Origin of the sequence: Paenibacillus sp. PAMC21692, assembly GCF_014303795.1 — a bacterium.
GTDB lineage: Bacteria > Bacillota > Bacilli > Paenibacillales > Paenibacillaceae > Pristimantibacillus > Pristimantibacillus agaridevorans.
Genome location: NZ_CP060293.1, coordinates 3,018,699 through 3,040,000, shown reverse-complemented (window position 1 = coordinate 3,040,000; position 21,302 = coordinate 3,018,699). Strand labels below are relative to the sequence as shown.

Here is a 21,302-nt window from a genome sequence, read left to right as displayed (position 1 = left end):
CTTCTATTAGGCTATAATAATAATCTACAGATTTATTTCTTTTCGACAACAACCTTGCGGTTTCCTGCTTTTGCATGCAGCTTTCCAGCCTCAATTTCGTAAGCCAATAGTAATAGGAAGGGTTTGAACCATGAACAGAATTTTTTTCAAATCGGCCAAAATCAATGAATTCCGCCTCTGGGGACTCGTATTCACGCTTGTCGGCATGGGTATCATGATCCTTGGGACGGCCGGAATTGTATTGTGGGGGCAAGCCGGCAAGATCGTTGCAGGCATCTTTATGATCTTCGGCATGATCTCGCTGCTGATCAGCGTTGCTGTCTACTTCTGGGCCGGCATGATGTCGACGAGCGCTACTATGCTGGAGTGTCCAGAATGCGGACGCCAGACCAAGATGTTAGGCAAGACGGACCGTTGCATGTTCTGCAGAACGATGCTGACGCTTGATCCAAATCAAGCCAGAGATGCCGCCAACGAGGTCAATGCATAACTTCGTACGAAGCCACAAAAAAACCTCCATGCTCAGCGGTGATTAAGCCGCTTCGAAATGGAGGTTTTTTTGGGGCAAAAATAGTGATGATGATTTGAATTAGAGCCTTCTGCTAGTTATGCAAAGCTTCGTCGATCGTTTGCCAGATGGATGGCGTCTGGAAAGTCCTTTGCCAAGTCGCGACCCCTGCAAGATTATATTTGTGCACGAGCTCGACTCTTGCCTTCATGGACATATCGTCTTCGATCCAAATCCGCTGCTTGATGCCATTTTCGTCGTATTCCACGTAATTCTGTCCCGACGCCGTATCTAACACGGGCTTTAGCCCTTTCTCTTGAATAATCGTCTTCACTCGCTCCATGCCCACGGCCTTGGACGAAACTTTAAGTTTGCCGTCCTTGCCCGTCTCCTCGCTCCAAATTCTCGTATAGAGAGGCATACTGAGAATCAGCTTGCCCGGGGGCACTTTATCCTCATCCAGTATGCGGGCGATGGATTGCTCCGTCCATGGAAGCGATGCAACAGAGCCGGACTTCGGACTCGACGCCCAATGCTCGTCGTAGGCCATGACCATCATGTAATCTACCGTCCGGCCAAGCGCTTCGCGATCCAGGAAGACCGACCACATCTCGCTGTTCGACTTGGGAGTGACGTCGATCGATACGACCAGGTCCGCTTCGTGCAGCAGTGGAGTCAGCTCCTTCATAAACTGAACGAGATTTTCCTTATCCTTTGTATAAACATTCTCGAAGTCGATGTTAAAGCCTTGAAGGTTGTACATCTCCGCAAAGGCGAGCAGTTGTTGAATCATAACAAATCGGGATTCTACCGTCGCCAGCGCCTCCGTCGTCCGATCCGGCTCGAAGCCGTTGCTAAACAGCGCCCATACCTGATACCCTCTGTCATGCGCCCACTTTACATAAGCGGAATCCGCCTTGCCTTTAATCGCTCCCGTACCGTCAATCAGTTCGAACCAAGTCGGGCTAACCACATTAAGGCCCGGCATCTCGCCGATCTTGGCGGGATCAATACGGCGCTCATAAACCGCTTCCCAGGTCAAATTGATCTTTCGGCCATCCAGCTTCCACGGCACGAACGGATCGTCTCGTTCTACTTCGGTTACCGTCTCGGAGCCTGCAGGCGTCGCATCCTTCTCTCTAATGTAGCCGATATGACCATCGCCGCTCTGTACGAGCAGCCAGCCTTCATTCTCCTCCCAGACGCGAAGCTTCTCTCCTTGAGGCAATTTAAGCAAGTAGGGCTCGCGAATAGATGGTCCCGTGCGAACCGCCGCCCCCTTCTCGGGCTTTGCTTCTACCAGCGGCACCGTTTCTCCTTCCGTAAGAAGCGTGACGATGCCGCTCTCCGCATCATAATCCACTCGGAGGCCATACAGCTCCTTCAAAGGCGCAGACGGAATGTACACCGTTTCATTCGTTACTTCCGCAGCTATTGTCAGCTTGTAAGGCTGTCTGTTCAGGATGCCGGTCAGCGTATCCGTCTTGAGCCGAAGCACCTTGTCCGCGCTCGTCAGCACAATCGTCCCCGTCGAGCTTTCGTAATGAAGAGGCTTGTCCTGGGCGAAGAGCTCCTCCAATACGGGCAGCGGGAGCTTTACCTCGCCGTTCTCGATCAACGCCCCATGCCCCATTTCCTTGCCGCCGATCATGATGGGATTCGTCGATGCGTACGCCGGCGCTTGATAATCCCTGCTTGGTACATACTTCATATATCCGAACCACCCGAAGGTAGCTATAGCTGAAATCATAAATAGGAATACCAGTGTCATGAATCCGACTCTCCGCTTCTTGCGCGGCGAGCGGACGTAATTCGTCTCCAAGCACTCACTCTCCTTATTGTTCGATATTGTACGAATACTGCTGTCACCTCAAATAAAAACGTGCAAGAAGTAGCGTCAGAACGCTGCCCAGCACGTTATAATAGCCGTTATCCAATTCTATAGACGACGAATCCGTCTTAAGTGTTGCAAGTAGCGCACAATCCATATATTTCCATTCGATGCCCGTGAACGGTGAATCCCGTTTCCTTCGAGGCTACCTTCTCGACCTCCAGCAGCGGCGGGTATCCGAAGTCTACGATCTGGCCGCAGCCCTTGCAGATTGCATGATAATGGTCAGACAAGTCAGCGTCGAATCGGCTGGAATCATCTCCGTATGTCAGCTCTCGAACCAGGCCCGCTTCCACAAACAGCCTTAAGTTATTGTAAATCGTCGCAACGCTCATGCTCGGATAAGTCGGCGACAGCGCCTTGTAGATCTCGTCGGCGGTCGGATGTGACTTGGTATCCATCAAATATCCCAGTATGGCGTGTCGTTGCGGGGTCATACGAACGCCATTCATCTTCAGTTGTTCCAGTGCCGAATGAACGTTGGCTGCCATTCCCCTCACGCCTTTCTTTATTGTTAATTAATAATCGTTATAATCTATTGTACGTTCAGTTCAAAGATTTTGTCAATGAAAGCGCCTCTAAGTAGTGTCCTGACTTTCAATGGTTATGCTGTTCGTTGCATTAATATGAATCCGGTATACGCCTGTCCCTACCGTTCCCCTCACTGTCTTGCGGATCTGCCTGAACGGCATCTCGGCATTGATCTTGCCAAAAGTTACCGAGCCGTAAAGCGAATAGTCGCCCAGTTCCGGCAAAACAACCTTAATCTCGCCCACGGAGCTGTCGAGATCCCAATTGCCGCCAACCTGGCTGCTGCTTACGGCAATGCCGCCGTTCATCGTGCTCGCCTTTACCGGCCCATGCGCTTCCGCTATCGTAATGCTGCCGTTCTTGGTCTCGGCTTCCGCATCTTCCCAAACTCCTCCCAACGAAATGTTCCCGTTGGATGTAACAGCATATAAAGCGCCGCCGGTCGCGTCATTGACGGTGATCTCGCCGTTCTTCAATTCCAGCGTGCTGGAACCGTCCAGCGTATCGACCTCGATGCTCCCGCTGTTACCCGTTACGGCAAGCGGACCGATAATTCGCGCGACCCTGATATTGCCATCTCCGCTCTTCACGGTTAATCCGTCTTCTGCCACCAGATCCGTAACCTCCGTATCGCCATTGATGTTCTCGATCGCAACCCTGATAGCGGAAGGAGCTGCCGGGGGCGGCGACATTTCCCATTCGAAATCGGGTAAAGCAAGCGAAGGCTCATCTCCGGGCAAAGCCGCGAGTTGTTCTTCCAGCGTCAGCACGGTCTCGGAAGAAGCTGTCGGAGTATTGCTTGAAGGACTTTCTGATCCATCAGCTTCAATATCCGCGGACGTGGTCGCTAGTGCTCCCTCCGCGTCCTCTGTTTGTCCATCGCCCTCGATTCCGCCTTGATCATCCTGCTCGTCCTGCTGCACATCCGGAGGCGACAGCTTGACGCTAGGTTCGATACGCGGCACCACAACCGTCAGATTCATCTTGGGGACGCGGTTGTTATCGGCTCCATACCGCTCTCCTTTGGCTTCCAGCACAGTCTCGTTGCCAGGGGTCACGTCGACGGTCGACTGCTCGGCAATCCGCTTCGATTCGTTTTCGTCTCCGGCATCGACCCACACGGTGGAGTAGACCTCGATTCCCGCAACGTCATCGGCGCGGAGAGTCACATCGCCGTTAACATTTTTGACCGTAATCGATGACAAATCCTCGTCAACAAGCACCTTCATCACGTTTTTGTCGATGCGGTAGCCCTTCTCATCGCCGTAATCGACCATTCCGTTTAAATCGACGTTAAATTGGTCCAGCCAGCGGACAGGGAAGTCCGCATATTGCGTCACCGCGTAAGCCGTCACCGTAACGACAAGCGCCGCGGCGGCGCCGGACAAATCAAATTTCAGCTTGGCGGATTTGGCGCGAAGCGTCGTACTGTACAGGATGACCTCAATGCCAAGCAGCAGGAACAGAAGCGGCCACCAGTCGCCAAGAAGCGCAATATCGCTTGATCCCCTCGCCTGGTCCCAGAGCAGCAGCGCTCCGACGCTCAGGATCAGAATGGCAGCCGTCAGCCGCCCCAGCTTAAACACGGCGAACCCTCCTCTCCTCGCGGCTGTCCATACGACGACGCAAGCGAGCGTCATCAGCAGCGGACCGACAATCAGCTCCGCCAGCTCGTTCATCCAAGGCAGCAGCATATCCGGCGGCTTGACCATAATCATCATGACGATTCCCGACAAGGCAAGCAAAATGCCGTGCGCCAGACGCACTGGCATCCGCTCCTCTCGCGGTATCTCCTTGAGTTGAAGAGCCTCGTACACGCTGACGAAATAGAAGACGGGCAGCAGCATGCCCAGATAAACGATTAGCAGCAGATGTCTGCCGCCGTCGGAATCGGCAAGCCGGAAGATGGCGGTAACATCCAGCAGCAAACCGGCAAGAAGCAGCAAGCCGCGCGAATATTGCTCATTGTACACATGTCCCATGCCCGGGATCGCGAACGCAAGCAAGACCGCAAGCCACGCCCGTTTTCGTTGCGTTATTCGGAGCTTACCCAACGTATGCCCTCCAATTTATTCAACTCGTCGAGCAACCGAACGGCGGGATCCTTCTTGCGCGAAGGCATTCTGACATGAAGAATCAGCCTCGTTAAAGCTTCGTCTCCACTCAGCTTTGAAGGAGCTACGGTTTCCATCGACATTTTACGAATCGCAATTTTGCGTTGGTCCAACATGTCGTTAATTTTACCCAGCAGGGAGGACAGATCATGAGCTTCAATCTTGATCACTCTGTCCTTCTTTGCGCTCATGAACTTCTTCTCGATCTTGTTAAAACCCCATAAGGTTAATAATGCCATAACCGTAACTGTTGCTGAAGCAAAGTAAAATCCCGCTCCGACGGCGAGACCGATAGCCGCAACCACCCATAAGGAAGCCGCCGTTGTCAGTCCCGTAATGGATTTTCCAGTAAATAAAATCGTACCCGCTCCAAGGAAACCTACCCCGGTAATAACGGCTGCAGCCAGACGCGCAGGGTCGACCCGTACATTGGGCTCCTCCACAAAGTCCGCAAATCCGTAGATGGATAACAGCATCAACAAGCAGGCTCCCAAGCAAACCAGGATATTCGTTCGGAAGCCGGCAGCATGATTGGACGATTCCCGTTCGAAGCCTATTAACCCCCCAAGCACGATCGAGAGCCCAAGCCGGGCGGCAATGTCCAATTCATTAATGAACCAGGGATCCCTTGCCGCAGCAACAAACATATCCATAAATCCCCCGCCTTTCTTTGAAATCGCCGGATAAGTCCGACGTTTATCAGACTATTAATGGCTGGATGCATGAGTACCCAAATCGGGGGGATATCAAAAATGAAAAAAAGCGCAGTCCATCTCTAGGATGAACCGCGCCTTCGCTCTATATCCCCCGCCGTTCGCGTCCGGGTCTATGTCAGCTAAGCCGATCAAGCAGCATCTTGTTTACGAGTGCCGGATTGGCCTTGCCTTTCGTTTCCTTCATAATCTGTCCGACAAGGAAGCCGATCGCCTTCTCCTTGCCTGCCCGGAAGTCCTCCACGGATTGCGGATTTCTTTCGATCACGGCATCGACGATCGCCAAAATCGCGCCCTCATCGCTAATCTGAACAAGTCCTTGCTCCTCGACGATCTGACCCGGCAGCTTGCCGTTCTCCAGCATCGCCTTGAAGACGGTCTTCGCAATCTTGCCGTTGATCGTGCCTTTCTCCAGAAGCCCGATCATCTCGCCAAGGCCTTGACCTGTCAGCTTTACGTCCGACAGCTCCAGATTATTGGCATTGAGATAACCGAGCAGATCGCCCATAACCCAGTTCGCCACAGCCTTCGCGTCCTTCGTATAGGCAAGACTCTCCTCGAACAAGTCGGCAAGCTTCTTGGATGCCGTAATAACGTCTGCATCATAGGAGGACAAACCGTAATCGGCCTGGTAGCGTGCCTTGCGTGCATCTGGAAGCTCTGGTATGGAGGCGCGTACGTTCTCCTTCCACTCCTCGCTAATATGCAGACGGACAAGATCCGGATCCGGGAAGTAACGGTAATCATGCGCTTCTTCCTTGCCGCGCATCGAGAACGACTTGCCGACAGCGTCGTCGTAGCGGCGCGTCTCCTGCACGACTTCGCCCCCGCCATCCAGAATCTCCGCTTGGCGGACCTGCTCGTACTCCAGGCCGCGCTGCACGCTGCGGAACGAGTTCATGTTCTTGAGCTCGGCGCGCGTGCCGAATTTCTCTTGTCCGTATGGACGCAAGCTGATGTTGGCGTCGCAGCGCAGGCTGCCTTCTTCCATCTTGACGTCGGATACGTCGCAATACAACATGATCGCGCGCAGCTTCTCCAGATACGCCTTCGCTTCCTCCGGCGTGCGAATATCCGGCTCGGAGACAATCTCGACTAGCGGCGTGCCGACGCGATTAAAGTCGACTAGCGACGCGTAGCCGCCGTCCACATGCGTCAGCTTGCCCGCGTCTTCTTCCAGATGGAGACGGGTAATCCCGATGCGCTTCGTCTCCCCGTTCACCTCGATATCGATCCAGCCATGCTCGCCGATCGGCTGATCGTATTGCGAGATTTGGTACGCTTTGGGCGAATCCGGGTAGAAGTAGTTTTTGCGGTCGAATTTGCTAATATCCGCAACCGTGCAGTTCAGAGCCATCGCCGCTTTCATCGCGTACTCCACGGCTTGCTTGTTCAGGACCGGCAAGACGCCGGGATGTCCGAGACAGACCGGACACGTATGGGTATTGGGCGGCGCGCCGAAGGCGGTCGAGCAGCCGCAAAAGATCTTGCTGTTCGTGTGGAGCTCGACGTGTACTTCCAGCCCGACGACCGTCTCGTATTTGTTCGATACTGACATTCTTATCGTTCCCTTCCGTTCGAATTACAGCTGCGGACGCAGCTTATGATAGTCCGTGTGCGCTTCGAACGCATGAGCGGCGCGCAGCACCGTCGATTCGTCGAACGCCTTGCCGATGATTTGCAGTCCGATCGGCAAGCCGTCGGCTTGTCCGCACGGCACGCTGATGGCCGGAACGCCCGCCAGGCTGACCGGAATGGTGCAGATGTCGTTCAAATACATCGTGAGCGGATCTCCGACCTGCTCGCCGATGCGGAATGCCGGCGTCGGCGCCGTTGGACCGATAATGAGATCATATTGCTGGAACGCCTTGTCGAAGTCGCCTTTGATCAGCGTGCGAACCTTCTGCGCCTTCAAGTAATAGGCATCGTAATAACCGGAGCTGAGCGCGTACGTGCCCAACATGATCCGGCGCTTGACTTCCGCGCCGAAGCCTTGGCTTCGGGATTTGCGATACAGGTCGATCAGATTGTCCGGATTGTCCGCGCGCACGCCGTAACGCACGCCGTCAAAGCGGGCCAGGTTGGACGATGCCTCCGAGGAGGCGAGCAAATAGTACGCCGCAATCGCATATTCCGTATGCGGCAGCGAAATCTCTTCCCAAGTCGCGCCAAGCGACTCATATACGCGAAGAGCGTCCATAACCGCTTCCTTAACGCGGGGATCAATGCCTGCTCCGAGATATTCCTTTGGAACGCCGATGCGGAGGCCCTTGACGTCGCCGGTCAGCGCGGCCGTATAATCCGGGATGTCCACCTTCGCGGACGTCGAGTCGCTTGCGTCGTAGCCGGCGATCGCTTGAAGCACGTAAGCCGAATCCTCCACGTTCTTGGTCAGCGGGCCGATCTGGTCGAGCGAGCTGGCGAACGCCACGAGGCCGAAGCGCGATACCAAGCCGTACGTCGGCTTCAAACCTACGATGCCGCAATAGGCAGCTGGCTGGCGGATGGAGCCGCCCGTGTCGGAGCCCAGCGAGAAGTAGACTTGTCCGGCCGCTACAGAAGCCGCAGAGCCGCCGCTGGAGCCGCCCGGCACGTAATCGGTATTCCAAGGATTGCGAGTCGGATGGAAGCTGGAATTTTCATTGGAGCCACCCATCGCGAATTCATCCATGTTTAGCTTGCCAATTGTAACGGCGCCGGCCGCGTTTAGCTTGCCTGCAGCCGTTGAGTTGTAGATCGGTTTGTAATTGCTCAGGAATTGGCTTGCGCAAGTCGTGGTCAAGCCTTCCGTTACGATATTGTCCTTAATGCCGGCAGGCAGGCCGAACAGCAGGCCGCGATCGCCGCCGGCTTGCAGCGTCTTGTCCAGCTCGGCGGCTTGCGTGCGGGCGCCGTCCTCGTTTAATGATAGAAAAGCCCCGATCGCGGAATCCGTCTTCGCGATCCGGTCGAACGAGCTATCTACGAGCTCCGCCACGGAAAGCTCCTTGCCCTTTAACTTGTTATGTACGTCCTGCAGGCGCAGATCAAACAATGCCAACAGTAGCTCCTCCCTTCAAATCCTAGCAAATTATGATTCAAGCACCGCAGGCACTTTGATTTGTCCGTCTTCTTCGTCCGGCGCGTTAAGCAGCACCTTCTCGATCGGCAGCGACTCCTTGCGCACGTCGTCCCTCATGACGTTCGTGATCGGCAGCACGTGGCTGGTCGGCTCGATCTCGTCCGTATTCAGCTCGTTCAGCTTCTCCGCGTATTTCAAAATGGCGTTCAACTGGTCGGTAAATTGCGCCTTCTCGGCATCCGACAATTCCAGCCGCGCCAGATTAGCGACATGCTCGACATCCTTCAGCGTAATGCTCATCGGTAACTCTCCTTCTCTGCGTCAGTCATACCCATCATTATAGCCTACATTCGGCGCGTACATCAATTAGTAAGAAGCAACGAATCTGATGCGCCGAACAATTTCCCGAAGGGCAGCAAAAAGAAGCGGACACCAACGTCCGCTCCCTTGGATTGCCTATTAAATCCAGGCCTTGAGGTTTACCTGGCGAATAAAGTCTTCACGGCTCAGCGGCTCTTTCGCCGCTACTTCATCCTCTTGCTCTCCGTCGCCCTTCATGATCCGATAGAACAGCTCTTCGTTATGCGTCGCAAGCGCGTAATCGATCAGCGCCTCCCGTTCGATCCGCTCCGCCTCCAATTGAAACAGCACTTCCTCCAGCTCGACGTCCTCGTCGGGCAGCAAGAAATTGCGATTCGATGCCGGAACTCTGACTACGTAATCGAACACGTTGTCGGCATTGCGGTCATAGGCAATAATATATCCATGCTCCCCAACGGGAAGATTCTGTTCGTATTGATCCGATATTATGATGACTTTGGAGCCCAGCTGCAACATCCAATCTCCCCCAATCGCCCTTGTCGTTGTAGTCTCTCTTTCCATTTCTATTATCCTACTAAAAAACGACATCGCTGTCCAATAGCAGGCGGAAGAGGTTTTGACTTGCCAGAGTTTCATAGAGCGATAGTCGACGAGATGCTGCGTGCTCGGCGGATTATTCGGCTTCTTTGCCCAGCTCCAACAAAGCTTGAGGCAATTGGAACGCCTTATTATTTAAGAACAATCGGGTTAGTTCCTCCGTATCGTCAGCCTGATTCTCCTTGATGACGGAGATTTCCCTATGCAGCCGCTCCATCTGCTGATCCAGACGATTAGCGGAATCCGAAGCTTCCTTAAGCTCCTGGATTAGCCTTGCCGGCACGGATTGATTGTATTTGTAAAAGATTTTATGCTCCAGACTTGCCCAGAAGTCCATCGCGATCGTGCGAATCTGGATCTCGACGCAGACGCTTTCGCTTCCGTCCGACATGTTGACCGGCACCTCCGCGAGCAAATGCAGGCTTCGATAGCCGTTCGGCTTGGGATGTTCGATATAGTCCTTTACTTCGAAGATATGCAGATTAAACTGATTTTGCAGCATATCGCGGATCCGGTAAATATCCGAAATAAAGGAGCAAGTAATCCGCAGGCCCGCTATATCCTTGATCTCCCGTTTAATATCCTCCAGAGAGAACGCGATGCCCTTGCGGCCGATCTTGTTCATAATGCTTTCCAGCGACTTGACTCTCGACTTCGTATGTTCGATTGGATTATAGTCGTGCAGGAACTGGAATTCCTCCTTCACGATCTCGATCTTTGTCTCCAGCTCGTTGAGCGCAAATTGGTACATCATCATAAACCGCGTCACTTCGGTCTTCAGCTTCTTGAATTGCTCGATCTGGTAATTCGTCATGCTCATCTCTTCAATTCTCCTTCGTTCAAGACGCGGAGCGCGCCCTTGATGCTCGAATAAATCCATCATATTATGAACGAAGGCACCATTGCAAACAAGGTGAAACGACTGTCGCCGTCCTTTGGCTGCGCTGCTCGGTTCATTCCGGGAAATATAGGGAAAGTCTTGCGAAGAATGCTTTCCTGTATTTTAACAGGACTCGCCAAAAAGGCTTCTGCCCGATAAGGTAGAAGCCTCTTTGCTTGTTTATCAAACGTTGACGTATGCGCCCTTGCTGTCCGCGGAACGAATCTCCGCCTCGACGATTTCGAGCGATTGGACGGCGCTCTCCGGCGAACAAACCGTAACCGGCTCTCCCGCCGCCACCGATTCGACGAAATACTTGATCTCGCGGTAGTAGCCCATATCCGGGGATAATTCCGCGACAAACCCTTCGCCGTCATGCGGATTCACCTTGAGCACATTATTCTCGAATACGAGATTGCCGCGCTCAAAGTTCACGCGGAATGTCATCGAGAAGCCGAAGTCGCCGCCCAGCGTCCAGTCGGCCTGCGCGTTCAGCACCTTGCCGTCAGGATAGACATAGTTGGTCGATACGACGTCGTAGGCGCTGCCCGGCACTACGTTGCGCGCGATGGAAGAGACGCTCTCCGGCTTGCCGAACAGCCAGTTGATGACATCCGTATCGTGAATATGCATATCCACCATGCAGCCGCCGCTCAGTTCCCCGTTAAGGAACCACGGCTGAGGCAAGCCGCCTCCGCGGAAGAAACTCCCCGACGTTACGGCGCCGTAGCGTCCGTCCTCTACGCAGGCCTTTAAATATTCGTAAGCCGGCCAGAAGCGCAGGCATTGTCCGATCATCAGCGTATTGCCCGTGCGCTTAGCCGCTTCCGCCATGCGCCAGCCCTGCTCGGAGGTGCGGGCTACCGGCTTCTCGCACAATACGTGAATGCCGCGCTCCAGCATGGAACATGTCAAGTCCGCATGCAACGGCGTAGGCAGCGTAATGTCGACGATGTCCAGCTCCTCTTCCGACAGCATGGCTTCTATGGAATCGTACAGCTTGTACGGGGTCAGATCGTATACGGATTGCTCGGTAGCGATATTGCCCCAAGCGGCGCCGTCCTTCAACTCCTCGATAAGCTTGTCGCAGATCGCCACAAGCTTAATGTCCGCCCCTTCCTGCATCAATCGTACATAGTTATCGAAGTGCATCCTTCCCATAAATCCGAAACCGATTAATCCGATTTTTAGCATAGATGTCCTCTCCCTTATCGCGTAATCCGCCCTTAGCGGTCCGTTCTGCCCAGTATGGCGTCCATAGCGCCCGAAGTGTTGTAGATGATCTGCTCGGCGTGATGGGTGTACGGAGGAATCATCTCCGCCGTCACGTAATTGTCATAGCCGATTTCCTTAAGCGCCGATACGACCGCAGGGTAATCCACGTCGCCCGCCAGCAAGTCGACGAAGCCGTGCAGTCCTCCCGCTTGACGTCGGTAATCCTTGAAGTGAACCTTTTTAATGCGGTCGCCGAGAATGCGGATCCAATGCTCCGGGTACCCGCTGTGCACGACATTGCCTACGTCGAAGTAAGAGCCCACATAACGGGAGCCATGCGCATCTATAAATGTTCTCAGCTCCAGCGGCGACAACAGGAACTTGTTCCATACGTTTTCGATCGCGATGGACACGCCGGCGCTTTCCGCATGCGGCACGAGACTGCCGATCGCTTCGAGCGCGCGGTCGTATGCTTTATCGTAAGGCACGACCTCCGCTCCCGGAATAAAATCCACGCCTACGGCGCCGGGGATGACCAAAATCGCGTCGACGCCTAGCGCGGCCGCAACCTCCAGCTGCTTCTTGCAGACGTCGACCGCCTTCGCGCGCTTGCCGCCATCCTCGCTGGTCATGGCGTACGACCAGTAGAGACCCGTAGCAAGACCGGCAATCTCCAACCCCGCATCCTCCAGACGGCTGCGAACGGCGAGAATCTCCTTGTCGCCGGCATCCAGCCCCAGCTCGCCCGACTCGTTAAGAGACAGCTCGATGCCGTCAAATCCCGCTTTTTTCGCAAGAGAGATAGCATCGGCAATAGAAGTTCCTTCCTTGAACGACCAAATATTAATTCCTTTTTTCATTGTCATTCCTCCTCGATAGTTGGATTGTCGCCTTGATCCAGAAACCGCAGCATCCCGAACCGCGCGGGCAGATGGAAATTGACCGCTCCCGTCGGACTCCAAGCCTGGTATTGCCGGACGCCCTTCTCGTCCTGATCGATCCGGTAGGCGTTCATTCGCCACCATGCGCCAGGCGTCGGTTTCCTTGCGAAGCCTGCGGTCGGAATCGCCAGGTGATAAACGAGCTCGTTGCCGTGCCTGACAACTTCCGTCCGCAGCCCTTCCATATTCCATTCCACGTCAATACGGGCAATCCCGCCCTGTCCGTCGTTCCACACTCTTGCGTCGAATACCACATTATGCGGACTTAGCTCCAGTTCAACGTAAGGACCAGCCTCCTGATGCCCTTCTTCAATAAACAGCTCCACGACGTCCTCCTCGTACAGCGGCTCGTCGCGCTGCGTGAAGCGCGAGAAGACATGATGGTCCGTGCACCTGATTCGAAACCAGACATAATCCGGACTCCAGCAGGCTTGGAACTCCGTAGGCTCCATGACGGCGCCTCCGTCTACCGTTTCGGATAACGGCGCGGCTTCGCACTCGCTCCAATCCAGTTGCCGCCCCTCTTCAACGCTTGCTGTCTCGCTTCCGGCGATCCACTTTGCAGGCCTGCATAAGTATTGTTTCAGATCCTTGTCCCGAGACATCGACGCAATCGCTCCTTTATCCATTTCCGTTTCGTTGCGATATCTCCATATTTCTGTAATAATGCTTATATCATAAAAGATTTATGCGAGACTTTCTTTAGCAATACAAGCGAATATTTGCACGATTCCGTTATGTAATTTCTGTAACTTCTCTACAAAGAGGTGAAGCCGCTGTGACGATCCATAAAACGGTATTTCCCTTGCAGCGGACCGCTCCATTCCGGGAGTGGTCCCCCGTCATTCATTATGCGAAGTCTCAAAGGCTCGAACAGGGGAAGCTTGCGCCAAGGCGCATCTATAATTTCGAATTGTTATACGTCAGCCAGGGAGAAGCCGCCACAATCATGAACGGGCGGCGGTACGAGCTGTCAACCGGGCACCTGATCTTCCTCCCGTCGGGCGTGCTGCATCAGAACGAAGTGGTATCGCCCGGCGGCACGCGTTTCCTCGGCATCCACTTCGACTTCTTCGGGGAGCTCGATATCCATACGGAGTACGATATGATCGTGGGCGATGCCGCTCCAGGTCTTGATCGATTCGCTACGGAGGCCGTCCCCGATGTGTTTCCGCCGCTGTCCCAGCAAGTCGTCTATACGCCAACTCTCGCATGCGTCGCGTTAATGGAGCAGCTCGTGAACGAATTTACGATGCGTCCGCTTGGCTACGAGCTTGCTTGCAAGGCGCTGATGCTGAACATTCTTGCTCATCTGCTGCGGCTCCCGCACTCCCGGTCGCACGCGTTCTCTTCGCAGCACGCTCTCCGCTTGCAAGAGCTGGCGGAAGAAATCGAACGGCACCCTTCCGCCGCCTGGACCAACGCTATGATCGCCGAACGGCTCGATCTAAGCCTCGATCATGCGGCCAAGCTGTTCCGGGAGCTTGTAGGACGCCCGCCCGGCGAACATATTGCTTCCATTCGCCATCGCGAGGCCCGTAAGCTGCTTCGGGAGACCGACATGTCGATCGAAGAGATCGGCGACGCCGTCGGATATTCCGGCATCCATTATTTCAGCCGGCAATTCCGCAAGCACGAGGGCGTGTCGGCGTCCGAATACCGGAAGCTATCGCAAGTCCTCTAGCCTTCTCAGCCATGCACCATGTTTTGGGCGAATACATACACTACCCTAGGCATTGTGGCATTTAAGTCATGGAAGGAATGGATAGCTGATGGAAGCAACAAGCATGGATTACGCTGCTCCGAACACTCAATTCACATACGATCTGAGGAACAATGTATTCTTTAAGAAAGACGACCATAACCTCATTCTTTCGTTATCCGTCAAGCAGTTGAATACGCTGGGCAATTCCTCGTTGCTGGACATCTATTTGGACAAGGAAAATTATGTGGAGCCGCATTATCATCAAAACGCGTCGGAGCTAGTGTACTGCATTGCCGGCTCCGCTGTCGTCTCGCTGATTAACCCTTTTACGAACGAGCTGCTTCACTTCCCCATCGGACCGGGGCAAGTCGCCAACGTGCCGCAAGGCTGGTGGCACTATGAAGTGGCGTCTCAGGATGACACGCATCTGCTGGCCATCTTCGATGCTCCGGTACCGGAAGCGATCTTCGGCTCGGACATACTGCGTCTTACGCCGGCTTCCGTACTTGCCGCCAATTATTGCCTCAATGAGGACTTGGTAAAGGAGACGCTGGCTCCGATCGAATCCACCGTCGTCATCGGTCCTCCCGCCGGCTGCCAATCGTCCAATGGGCCGGCTGCCGTACATGATGGAGGCTGGAATACGCCGGGCATGGACCACCAAGCCGATTACGGCATGGGGACGATGCAGGGGCAAGGCATGATGGGACAACAGCAGGGCTCCGGCATGATGCAAGGGCAAGGACTGTCGGGTCAACAGCAAGGCGCCGGCATGATGCAAGGGCAAACGCAGCAAAGCCACGGTTCGTATGCTTATCCGCTGCGGCCGATCGAGTCCGCCTATTCCCCTTACCCTCCTCCCTTTCATCCCGTTCCCTTTCTCTATAGAAATTGGAATTAGGAAACAACAACTCGATTGGCTGTCATGAAGCTGCTTCGGAAGGTCTTGAAGGACCTTGCCCGGAGCAGCTTTGCCTCATTTATACGGAATGAAAGCAAGTGCCCCCTCCGCCTGATAATAATCACAAGAAAACGCTTGCGCTCTTTTGTCGAACTAGGTAGAATCATCCATAGCGGCCGGACGGAGCTCCGGTCCAATTTGCTCGAAGGAGATCTTACATACCATGAGAAAAAGCATTGGCGTTCACGAAAGACCGCCGCATCTTCAAAGCTTGATGCTGAGCTTCCAGCATCTATTCGCCATGTTTGGCTCAACCGTGCTCGTACCGAACATTCTGAAGGTGGATCCAGCGATCTGCCTGTTGATGAACGGCATCGGCACCTTGCTCTACATCCTGGTGACGAAGGGCAAAATACCGGCGTATCTCGGATCCAGCTTCGCCTTCCTTGGTCCTGCCGGCGCCGTAATCGCAAACGAAGCATCCGGCGGCAGCTACGCCGCTGCGCTGGGCGGCTTCATCGCCGTCGGCGTAATCTTTACGGTCGTTGCTTTTATTATTCAATATACGGGTACAGGCTGGCTAAACGTCGTGTTCCCTCCGGCAGCCATGGGCGCGATCGTCGCGATCATCGGCCTGGAGCTGATTCCGGTCGCGGCCAGGATGTCCGGCTTTATCCCTTACCCGGAAGATCCGCCGACTTGGACGATGGATACCGATGTCGTCCTATTGGCCGTATCCACGATGGCGGTCACCGTATTGGGCTCTGTTCTGTTCCGAGGCTTCATGCGCATCATTCCCATCCTGTTCGGCATCATCTTCGGCTATGTGCTGGCTTACTTTATGGGCATGACCGACTTTAGCGGACTGGGTAAGGCTGGCTGGTTAGCCGCACCGACACTCACCTTTCCGGAGTTCCATTGGACCGCAATTATCGCAATCGCTCCCGCAGCCTTGGTCGTCATTGCGGAGCACATCGGCCATCTCATCGTAACCGGCAACATCGTGGAGAAGGATCTGTCCAAAGACCCTGGCTTGCATCGCTCCATGCTTGGCAACGGCATCTCGACCATTCTGTCGGGCTTCGTCGGTTCGACGCCGAACACGACGTACGGCGAAAATATCGGCGTACTCGCGATTACGCGGGTATATTCCACCTTCGTCATCGGCGGCGCGGCCGTAATCGCGATCATCCTGTCCTTCTCGGGCAAGTTCTCCTCCCTCGTGTCCGGCATTCCCGGTCCCGTTATGGGCGGCGTATCGCTTCTGCTCTTCGGCGTCATCGCAGCCTCCGGCCTGCGCATGCTCGTGGAATCCAAGGTGGATTACAGCAAACCGACTAACCTGTTCCTGACAACGGTCGTATTGGTTGTCGGCCTGAGCGGCGTCAAGCTGACTTTCGGCGATGTGTCCTTCACCGGCATGGCGCTCGCGACAATCGTCGCGATTTTACTCAGCCTGCTCTTCAAGCTGTTCGAGGTACTGCGTTTAACGAACGATTCCGAAGCCGGGGGCCACTGATCCGGCACTTAACGCTTTACAGCCAGCACCGGTTTCACTGCCGGAAGCTGGCTTTTTTTTGCTGCGAACCTTTTACAATATTCCCCTCCAATTCCACGAAACCGAAACATCATCCGTTTGCTAACGTACATAGGGATACACAAAGAGGACGAAAGGAGAGTTGCGCATGTCGGGGTTCGGATTATTCGGCATATTTCTCATGTTCGGTTTCTTCTTATTCCTGGTTAATATCGCTACGAGCGTATGGGCTTACCTGGATGCAAAGAAGCTGGGCAAGAGCAACGAATACGCGCTGCTGTTGCTGATCGGCACGTTGATATTCCCGGTTGCAGGGCTGATCGTGTATTTGATCATACGAAGAGCCTAGCCGCGCATTATTAAATAGAAGAGGAGGATACGCAACATGCTGCAGCATTACAATGAACGGTTGGCCGAATTAAAAAATCGGCAAAGACAGAAATCGAACTGGACCGCGAGCAGAGAGCAGTTGAAGGCGAGTCTGGCAGACGCCAAGGAGGATCTGGGCAGGCTTGAAGCCTGGCTTCAAGAGGAACAAAGAGACGTCGACCGGCTAAAGAAACTGTCTCTTGGCGGACTATTCTACTCGCTTATCGGCAAAAAACAGGAGAAGCTCTCGGAAGAAGAAGCAGAGCTGCTGCAAGCCAAGCTTCAATATGATGAAGCCTCGGATACGGTATCCGATCTCGAAAAGGAGCTCGCGGATATCGAAGCCAGTCTCGCGCCAATCCGCTATGTCGAGTCCGACATCGAAGCGGCCATGCGAGAGAAGGAAAAACACATCTACGATGCCCATCCTGCCTTGGCGTCGGAGTTAAAGCTGTGGTCCGACGAGGAAGCAGAGACGGAGGCAGACGCCAAGGAGCTGCGCGAGGCCGTTAACGCGGGCCGGTCCGTCGTCTCCTCTCTGGATCGCGCCAGCGAACGGCTGCAGTCAGCGAGGAACTGGGGAACCGCGGACATGCTCGGAGGCGGTTTACTTACGACTATGGCCAAACACGGCCATATCGATGATGCCCGCTCGGCGATTCACTCCGCCCAGAGCTCGCTGCGTCGATTCGAGAAGGAATTAAAGGACGTTCAGCGCGACGTTGGAATGACGATCGATATTGGCTCCATGATGACTTTCGCGGATTACTTCTTCGACGGTTTCCTGATGGACTGGGTCGTACAGGGCCGTATTAAGGACGCGGCGGAATCCGTGAGGGAGAAACGCGCGCTAATTCGCCGCATTGTTGCGGAGCTGGAAACCGAACTGGGAGCCAAGGATCGAAAGCTGGCGGAATTAAGACGGCGCCAATCCTCTCTTATCGAACAGGCTTAGACGGCTTCATGGCATTCTACCCTATATGTTCCCCGCCAACAGGCCCTTCGGGGCCTTTTTGCATTTCTTCCTTCGCACCTCAGTATCTTGCATATTTTAGCAGCAAAATGGAATAATAATGCCGATATTCCGGCCAGCGCCAGAAGGAGTTGCCCCTTGCTGGAAAACCTCTTAGTCGTAGTCATTATTGCGATGGCGCTCCTGTTCGCGGATAGGCGCAGCTTCGCACGGTCGGAACGCAGGACGAAGGTGCTGTATATGCTCCTTCTCCTCCCGGCTTCTTACTTGTCCTTATTGTTCATCCTGCAATTGCCTTGGTTCAACATCGGACATCTCACCAAAGCCATGTATGGATGGCCTGCCAGACAAATCGTCGCGCTGCTCAAATAATTCCGAGCGCGGAAAGGGATGTAGCTATGTCGTCCGATCGGTCCACCATCAACTTAAGGCAGCTGGCAGGTCTGTTATGCTGCTACGTGATCGGTTCCGCCATCGTGTTTATTCCCAATCCTCTTACGGCCGCGGCCGGCAATGATGCGTGGATTTCGATGACGCTCGCTTACGGCTTCGGCATCATCATGTTGACTTGCGTCCTGTACCTTCACAACAGGCACGATGGAGCGAGCGTAATCGCATATAGCCGCAAACTGATCGGACGGACGGCTACCTATCCCGTCGGACTCCTTTATATCTTGATGCTTTTATTTGCCGCATGCGCCATTAATGCGAGCATCGGCGATTTTTTCACGAGCGTGATGATGAGGCGGACCCCTCCGTATATTTTCCATACTATCGGCATGTTGCTATCCGCGCTGACGGCGCGTTCAGGCATTCGCGTTATGGCCCGCATGTTTTTTTTGCTGTTGTGGCTGATGCTCTTTTTCTCACTGTTGGTCATGATCCTCGCCGTCCCCATCTATCAACCGACAATGCTTCTTCCGTTGTTCGAGAACGGCATCAAGCCCATGCTTCATGGTTTGTTCATCTCGGCCGGGTTCCCGTTTGGTGAGATCGTAATATTCGCGATGCTGCTGCCGTTCGTGCGGCTTCAAACCGGACAATCCTTAAGCAAAGCCATGTACGCGTCCTATTCCTTTTCCGCGCTGATGCTGATCGTGCCGACGCTGTGCACCCTCATGGCATTCGGTCCGGCGGCCGGTTACTTTAATTATTCGCTATACCGCCTCGCCATCGAGATTCACATCGTCGAGCTGTTCCAGCGAATGGAAGCCATAATCGGCATTGCGCTTATTTTGGGTTCTTATATGAAAGCGACGCTTCTGCTCTTCATTCTCTACCAATGTCTCATCCAGCTCTTTAACCTAAAGGACGATCATGTATTGATCTATCCCCTCTCGGTGACCTGCATCTTCTTATCGGCCACCATGTTTCAAAGTCCTGCCGACTTTCAGGAGCAAGTCTATACGATTTGGCCGTTCACGGTCATTGTCGTGGGATGCGGACTTATTCTCCTGTTTACCTTGATTACGTGGATCAAGCATCGATATATTCAAGCGGAACGAGGCGATACTTCTTGACTACGGACAGTCGTACGACCAACGCTCTTCATGACGACATCACATTTAATCGAGAGAAACTTGAAGGCGTATTTTCCCGCTGCGGAGACGTACACTTCCAACAATGGAATTATGGCGACGGTTTCGCGTTCCAGGCCGTGTCCGTCTACTGCTCATCGCTCGCCGACTACTCCAGCCACCTCCTCCAGCGTGCTCTGGAAAAAATCCCTGGATACGAGAGCGAAGACTGGAATAGCATGACGCCGGAAAAGCTGCGCCGCTGCTTGCAGGTTAATAATGCCTCCCTTCAACCGTTCTCGCTGCTGGAATCATTCGAAGACGTGTACGAGTCTGTCATGAACGGCTTTATTGTCATTTTGTTCGACCAAGTCAATCAAGCGTTAGGATTCCCGACGGAATCGGCAACCAGAAGGCAAATTACGGAGCCTGTCAACGAACCTGCGGTGCACGGCCCCCGGGAAGGCACGACGGAAGACTTGTCCCTGAATTTGACCTTGCTCAGGAGCCGCATTCGCAATCCGGCGTTTAAGCTCGAATTTCTGCAATCCGGCGCAGTCACAAAGAGCGCTATCTGCTTCGGCTATCTGGACGGGGTCGTAAACCCCGACGTGCTTGCGGAATTCAGGCGGCGAGTCGAATCCATCACGGATTATGAGGTGCTGGAGACCTCCTACATCGATGATTGGATTCAAGAATCGACGTTGTCTCCGTTTCCGCAGGTCCGTTATACGGAGCGGACCGATACGGCCGCCGCGGCTGTGCTGGATGGCAAAATTATCGTGCTCGTGGAAAATTCGCCGATGATCATGATTTGTCCGGCATTTCTGGTGGATTTTATGGGGACGGCGGAGGATTACTACGTGCGATCCATCTTCTCCTCGTTTATCCGAATGCTGCGTCTGCTCGCGTTCATCATCGCCTTGACGCTGCCCAGTCTCTATATTGCGCTGTCTACCTTCCACCCGGAGCTGATCCCGACCGTGCTGCTCCTGGCGATCGTCGATTCCCGCGAGGGTATCCCGTTTCCCGCCTTCTTCGAAGCGCTCGTCATGGAAGCTTCCTTCGAGCTGCTCCGCGAAGCCGGCATCCGGCTGCCAAGGACGGTCGGATCTGCCGTCAGCATCGTGGGGGCGCTGGTCATCGGACAAGCCGCCATTATGGCGAAGATCGCCTCGCCGATCATGGTGATCGTCGTGGCGCTGACGGGCATCGCCTCCTTCGCGATCCCGCATTACGATCTGGCGATCTCCCTGCGGCTCTTACGCTTTCCTTACATGATCGCGGCCGGTCTGCTTGGCGGTTACGGGCTGATGGTCGTTTTCCTGTTGACGCTGCTGCATCTCACCAGCCTGCATTCGCTTGGCGAGCCTTATCTAACGTCGATTGCGCCGTTCAAGCCCAGAGATTGGCGCGATCTGTTCATCAGGGTGCCGCTCAAGGTTTTTCTGCGATCGCCGCGCAATCGCAAGCTGCTCCGGTTAGGAGGCAGACGTCCGCATCCCTGACATCGCGTGCGGAAACGTCA

21 protein-coding genes are annotated in these 21,302 nt (G+C 54.3%); 9 read left to right on the top strand and 12 right to left on the bottom strand.

Annotated features, from left to right (window positions below):
- Positions 1 to 139 precede the first annotated feature (139 nt).
- Positions 140 to 490 (top strand): YgzB family protein, encoded by a 351-nt coding sequence (locus H7F31_RS11855; protein WP_108996068.1) that lies wholly within the window; start codon positions 140 to 142, stop codon positions 488 to 490.
- Between the two features lie 112 nt (positions 491 to 602).
- Here H7F31_RS11855 and H7F31_RS11850 read toward each other — a convergent pair whose 3' ends face one another.
- The 12 genes from H7F31_RS11850 to H7F31_RS11795 all read right to left on the bottom strand — a co-directional run bounded on the left by H7F31_RS11850 (position 603) and on the right by H7F31_RS11795 (position 13,377).
- Positions 603 to 2,330 carry a glycosyl hydrolase family 18 protein gene (locus H7F31_RS11850; RefSeq protein WP_187104350.1) on the bottom strand — a complete coding sequence of 576 codons (1,728 nt, stop codon included), beginning with the start codon at positions 2,328 to 2,330 and terminating at the stop codon, positions 603 to 605.
- A gap of 137 nt (positions 2,331 to 2,467) precedes the next feature.
- Positions 2,468 to 2,890 (bottom strand): Fur family transcriptional regulator, encoded by a 423-nt coding sequence (locus H7F31_RS11845; protein WP_087566330.1) that lies wholly within the window; start codon positions 2,888 to 2,890, stop codon positions 2,468 to 2,470.
- A gap of 87 nt (positions 2,891 to 2,977) precedes the next feature.
- Positions 2,978 to 4,984, bottom strand: coding sequence for a DUF4097 family beta strand repeat-containing protein (locus H7F31_RS11840; protein ID WP_187104349.1), 2,007 nt, complete (start codon positions 4,982 to 4,984; stop codon positions 2,978 to 2,980).
- The gene (locus H7F31_RS11835) at positions 4,966 to 5,691 is read right to left on the bottom strand and encodes an MgtC/SapB family protein (RefSeq protein ID WP_187105312.1); all 726 of its coding nucleotides are present in this window, start codon (positions 5,689 to 5,691) and stop codon (positions 4,966 to 4,968) included. The genes H7F31_RS11840 and H7F31_RS11835 overlap by 19 nt, the downstream gene beginning before the upstream one ends.
- A 184-nt stretch (positions 5,692 to 5,875) precedes the next feature.
- The gene (gene gatB / locus H7F31_RS11830; protein ID WP_108995905.1) at positions 5,876 to 7,315 is read right to left on the bottom strand and encodes an Asp-tRNA(Asn)/Glu-tRNA(Gln) amidotransferase subunit GatB; all 1,440 of its coding nucleotides are present in this window, start codon (positions 7,313 to 7,315) and stop codon (positions 5,876 to 5,878) included.
- 24 nt (positions 7,316 to 7,339) lie between these two features.
- Positions 7,340 to 8,797: an Asp-tRNA(Asn)/Glu-tRNA(Gln) amidotransferase subunit GatA gene (gene gatA, locus H7F31_RS11825; RefSeq protein WP_187104348.1), complete on the bottom strand. Its 1,458-nt coding sequence runs from the start codon at positions 8,795 to 8,797 to the stop codon at positions 7,340 to 7,342.
- Positions 8,798 to 8,827: 30 nt separating this feature from the next.
- Complete coding sequence (gatC, locus tag H7F31_RS11820) at positions 8,828 to 9,118, bottom strand: Asp-tRNA(Asn)/Glu-tRNA(Gln) amidotransferase subunit GatC (RefSeq protein ID WP_087566326.1); 291 nt, start codon at positions 9,116 to 9,118, stop codon at positions 8,828 to 8,830.
- A 159-nt stretch (positions 9,119 to 9,277) separates the two neighbouring features.
- Complete coding sequence (locus H7F31_RS11815) at positions 9,278 to 9,655, bottom strand: ATPase (RefSeq protein ID WP_108995907.1); 378 nt, start codon at positions 9,653 to 9,655, stop codon at positions 9,278 to 9,280.
- Positions 9,656 to 9,812: 157 nt separating this feature from the next.
- Positions 9,813 to 10,550, bottom strand: a complete 738-nt coding sequence (locus H7F31_RS11810) for a GTP pyrophosphokinase (protein WP_087566335.1) — start codon at positions 10,548 to 10,550, stop codon at positions 9,813 to 9,815.
- A gap of 249 nt (positions 10,551 to 10,799) precedes the next feature.
- Positions 10,800 to 11,810 carry a Gfo/Idh/MocA family protein gene (locus H7F31_RS11805; RefSeq protein ID WP_187104347.1) on the bottom strand — a complete coding sequence of 337 codons (1,011 nt, stop codon included), beginning with the start codon at positions 11,808 to 11,810 and terminating at the stop codon, positions 10,800 to 10,802.
- Positions 11,811 to 11,842: 32 nt separating this feature from the next.
- Positions 11,843 to 12,691: a sugar phosphate isomerase/epimerase family protein gene (locus tag H7F31_RS11800; protein ID WP_187104346.1), complete on the bottom strand. Its 849-nt coding sequence runs from the start codon at positions 12,689 to 12,691 to the stop codon at positions 11,843 to 11,845.
- Between the two features lie 2 nt (positions 12,692 to 12,693).
- Positions 12,694 to 13,377 carry a carbohydrate-binding family 9-like protein gene (locus H7F31_RS11795; RefSeq protein ID WP_187104345.1) on the bottom strand — a complete coding sequence of 228 codons (684 nt, stop codon included), beginning with the start codon at positions 13,375 to 13,377 and terminating at the stop codon, positions 12,694 to 12,696.
- 173 nt (positions 13,378 to 13,550) lie between these two features.
- Between H7F31_RS11795 and H7F31_RS11790 the strand changes: the two genes are divergently transcribed.
- From H7F31_RS11790 to H7F31_RS11755, 8 genes are all read left to right on the top strand, one after another.
- On the top strand, positions 13,551 to 14,456 hold the full coding sequence (locus H7F31_RS11790) for a helix-turn-helix transcriptional regulator (RefSeq protein ID WP_187104344.1): 906 nt from the start codon (positions 13,551 to 13,553) through the stop codon (positions 14,454 to 14,456).
- A gap of 88 nt (positions 14,457 to 14,544) precedes the next feature.
- On the top strand, positions 14,545 to 15,378 hold the full coding sequence (locus tag H7F31_RS11785; RefSeq protein ID WP_187104343.1) for a cupin domain-containing protein: 834 nt from the start codon (positions 14,545 to 14,547) through the stop codon (positions 15,376 to 15,378).
- Positions 15,379 to 15,601: 223 nt separating this feature from the next.
- Positions 15,602 to 16,897 carry a uracil permease gene (uraA, locus tag H7F31_RS11780; RefSeq protein WP_187104342.1) on the top strand — a complete coding sequence of 432 codons (1,296 nt, stop codon included), beginning with the start codon at positions 15,602 to 15,604 and terminating at the stop codon, positions 16,895 to 16,897.
- Positions 16,898 to 17,063: 166 nt separating this feature from the next.
- The gene (locus H7F31_RS11775; protein WP_187104341.1) at positions 17,064 to 17,264 is read left to right on the top strand and encodes a hypothetical protein; all 201 of its coding nucleotides are present in this window, start codon (positions 17,064 to 17,066) and stop codon (positions 17,262 to 17,264) included.
- A 36-nt stretch (positions 17,265 to 17,300) separates the two neighbouring features.
- Positions 17,301 to 18,239, top strand: coding sequence for a hypothetical protein (locus tag H7F31_RS11770; RefSeq protein ID WP_187104340.1), 939 nt, complete (start codon positions 17,301 to 17,303; stop codon positions 18,237 to 18,239).
- Between the two features lie 156 nt (positions 18,240 to 18,395).
- Positions 18,396 to 18,629, top strand: coding sequence for a hypothetical protein (locus tag H7F31_RS11765; protein ID WP_187104339.1), 234 nt, complete (start codon positions 18,396 to 18,398; stop codon positions 18,627 to 18,629).
- A gap of 26 nt (positions 18,630 to 18,655) precedes the next feature.
- Positions 18,656 to 19,777 carry a GerAB/ArcD/ProY family transporter gene (locus H7F31_RS11760; protein ID WP_187104338.1) on the top strand — a complete coding sequence of 374 codons (1,122 nt, stop codon included), beginning with the start codon at positions 18,656 to 18,658 and terminating at the stop codon, positions 19,775 to 19,777.
- Positions 19,774 to 21,282, top strand: a complete 1,509-nt coding sequence (locus tag H7F31_RS11755) for a spore germination protein (RefSeq protein WP_261800391.1) — start codon at positions 19,774 to 19,776, stop codon at positions 21,280 to 21,282. Before H7F31_RS11760 ends, H7F31_RS11755 begins: the two co-directional genes overlap by 4 nt.
- Positions 21,283 to 21,302: the final 20 nt, after the last annotated feature.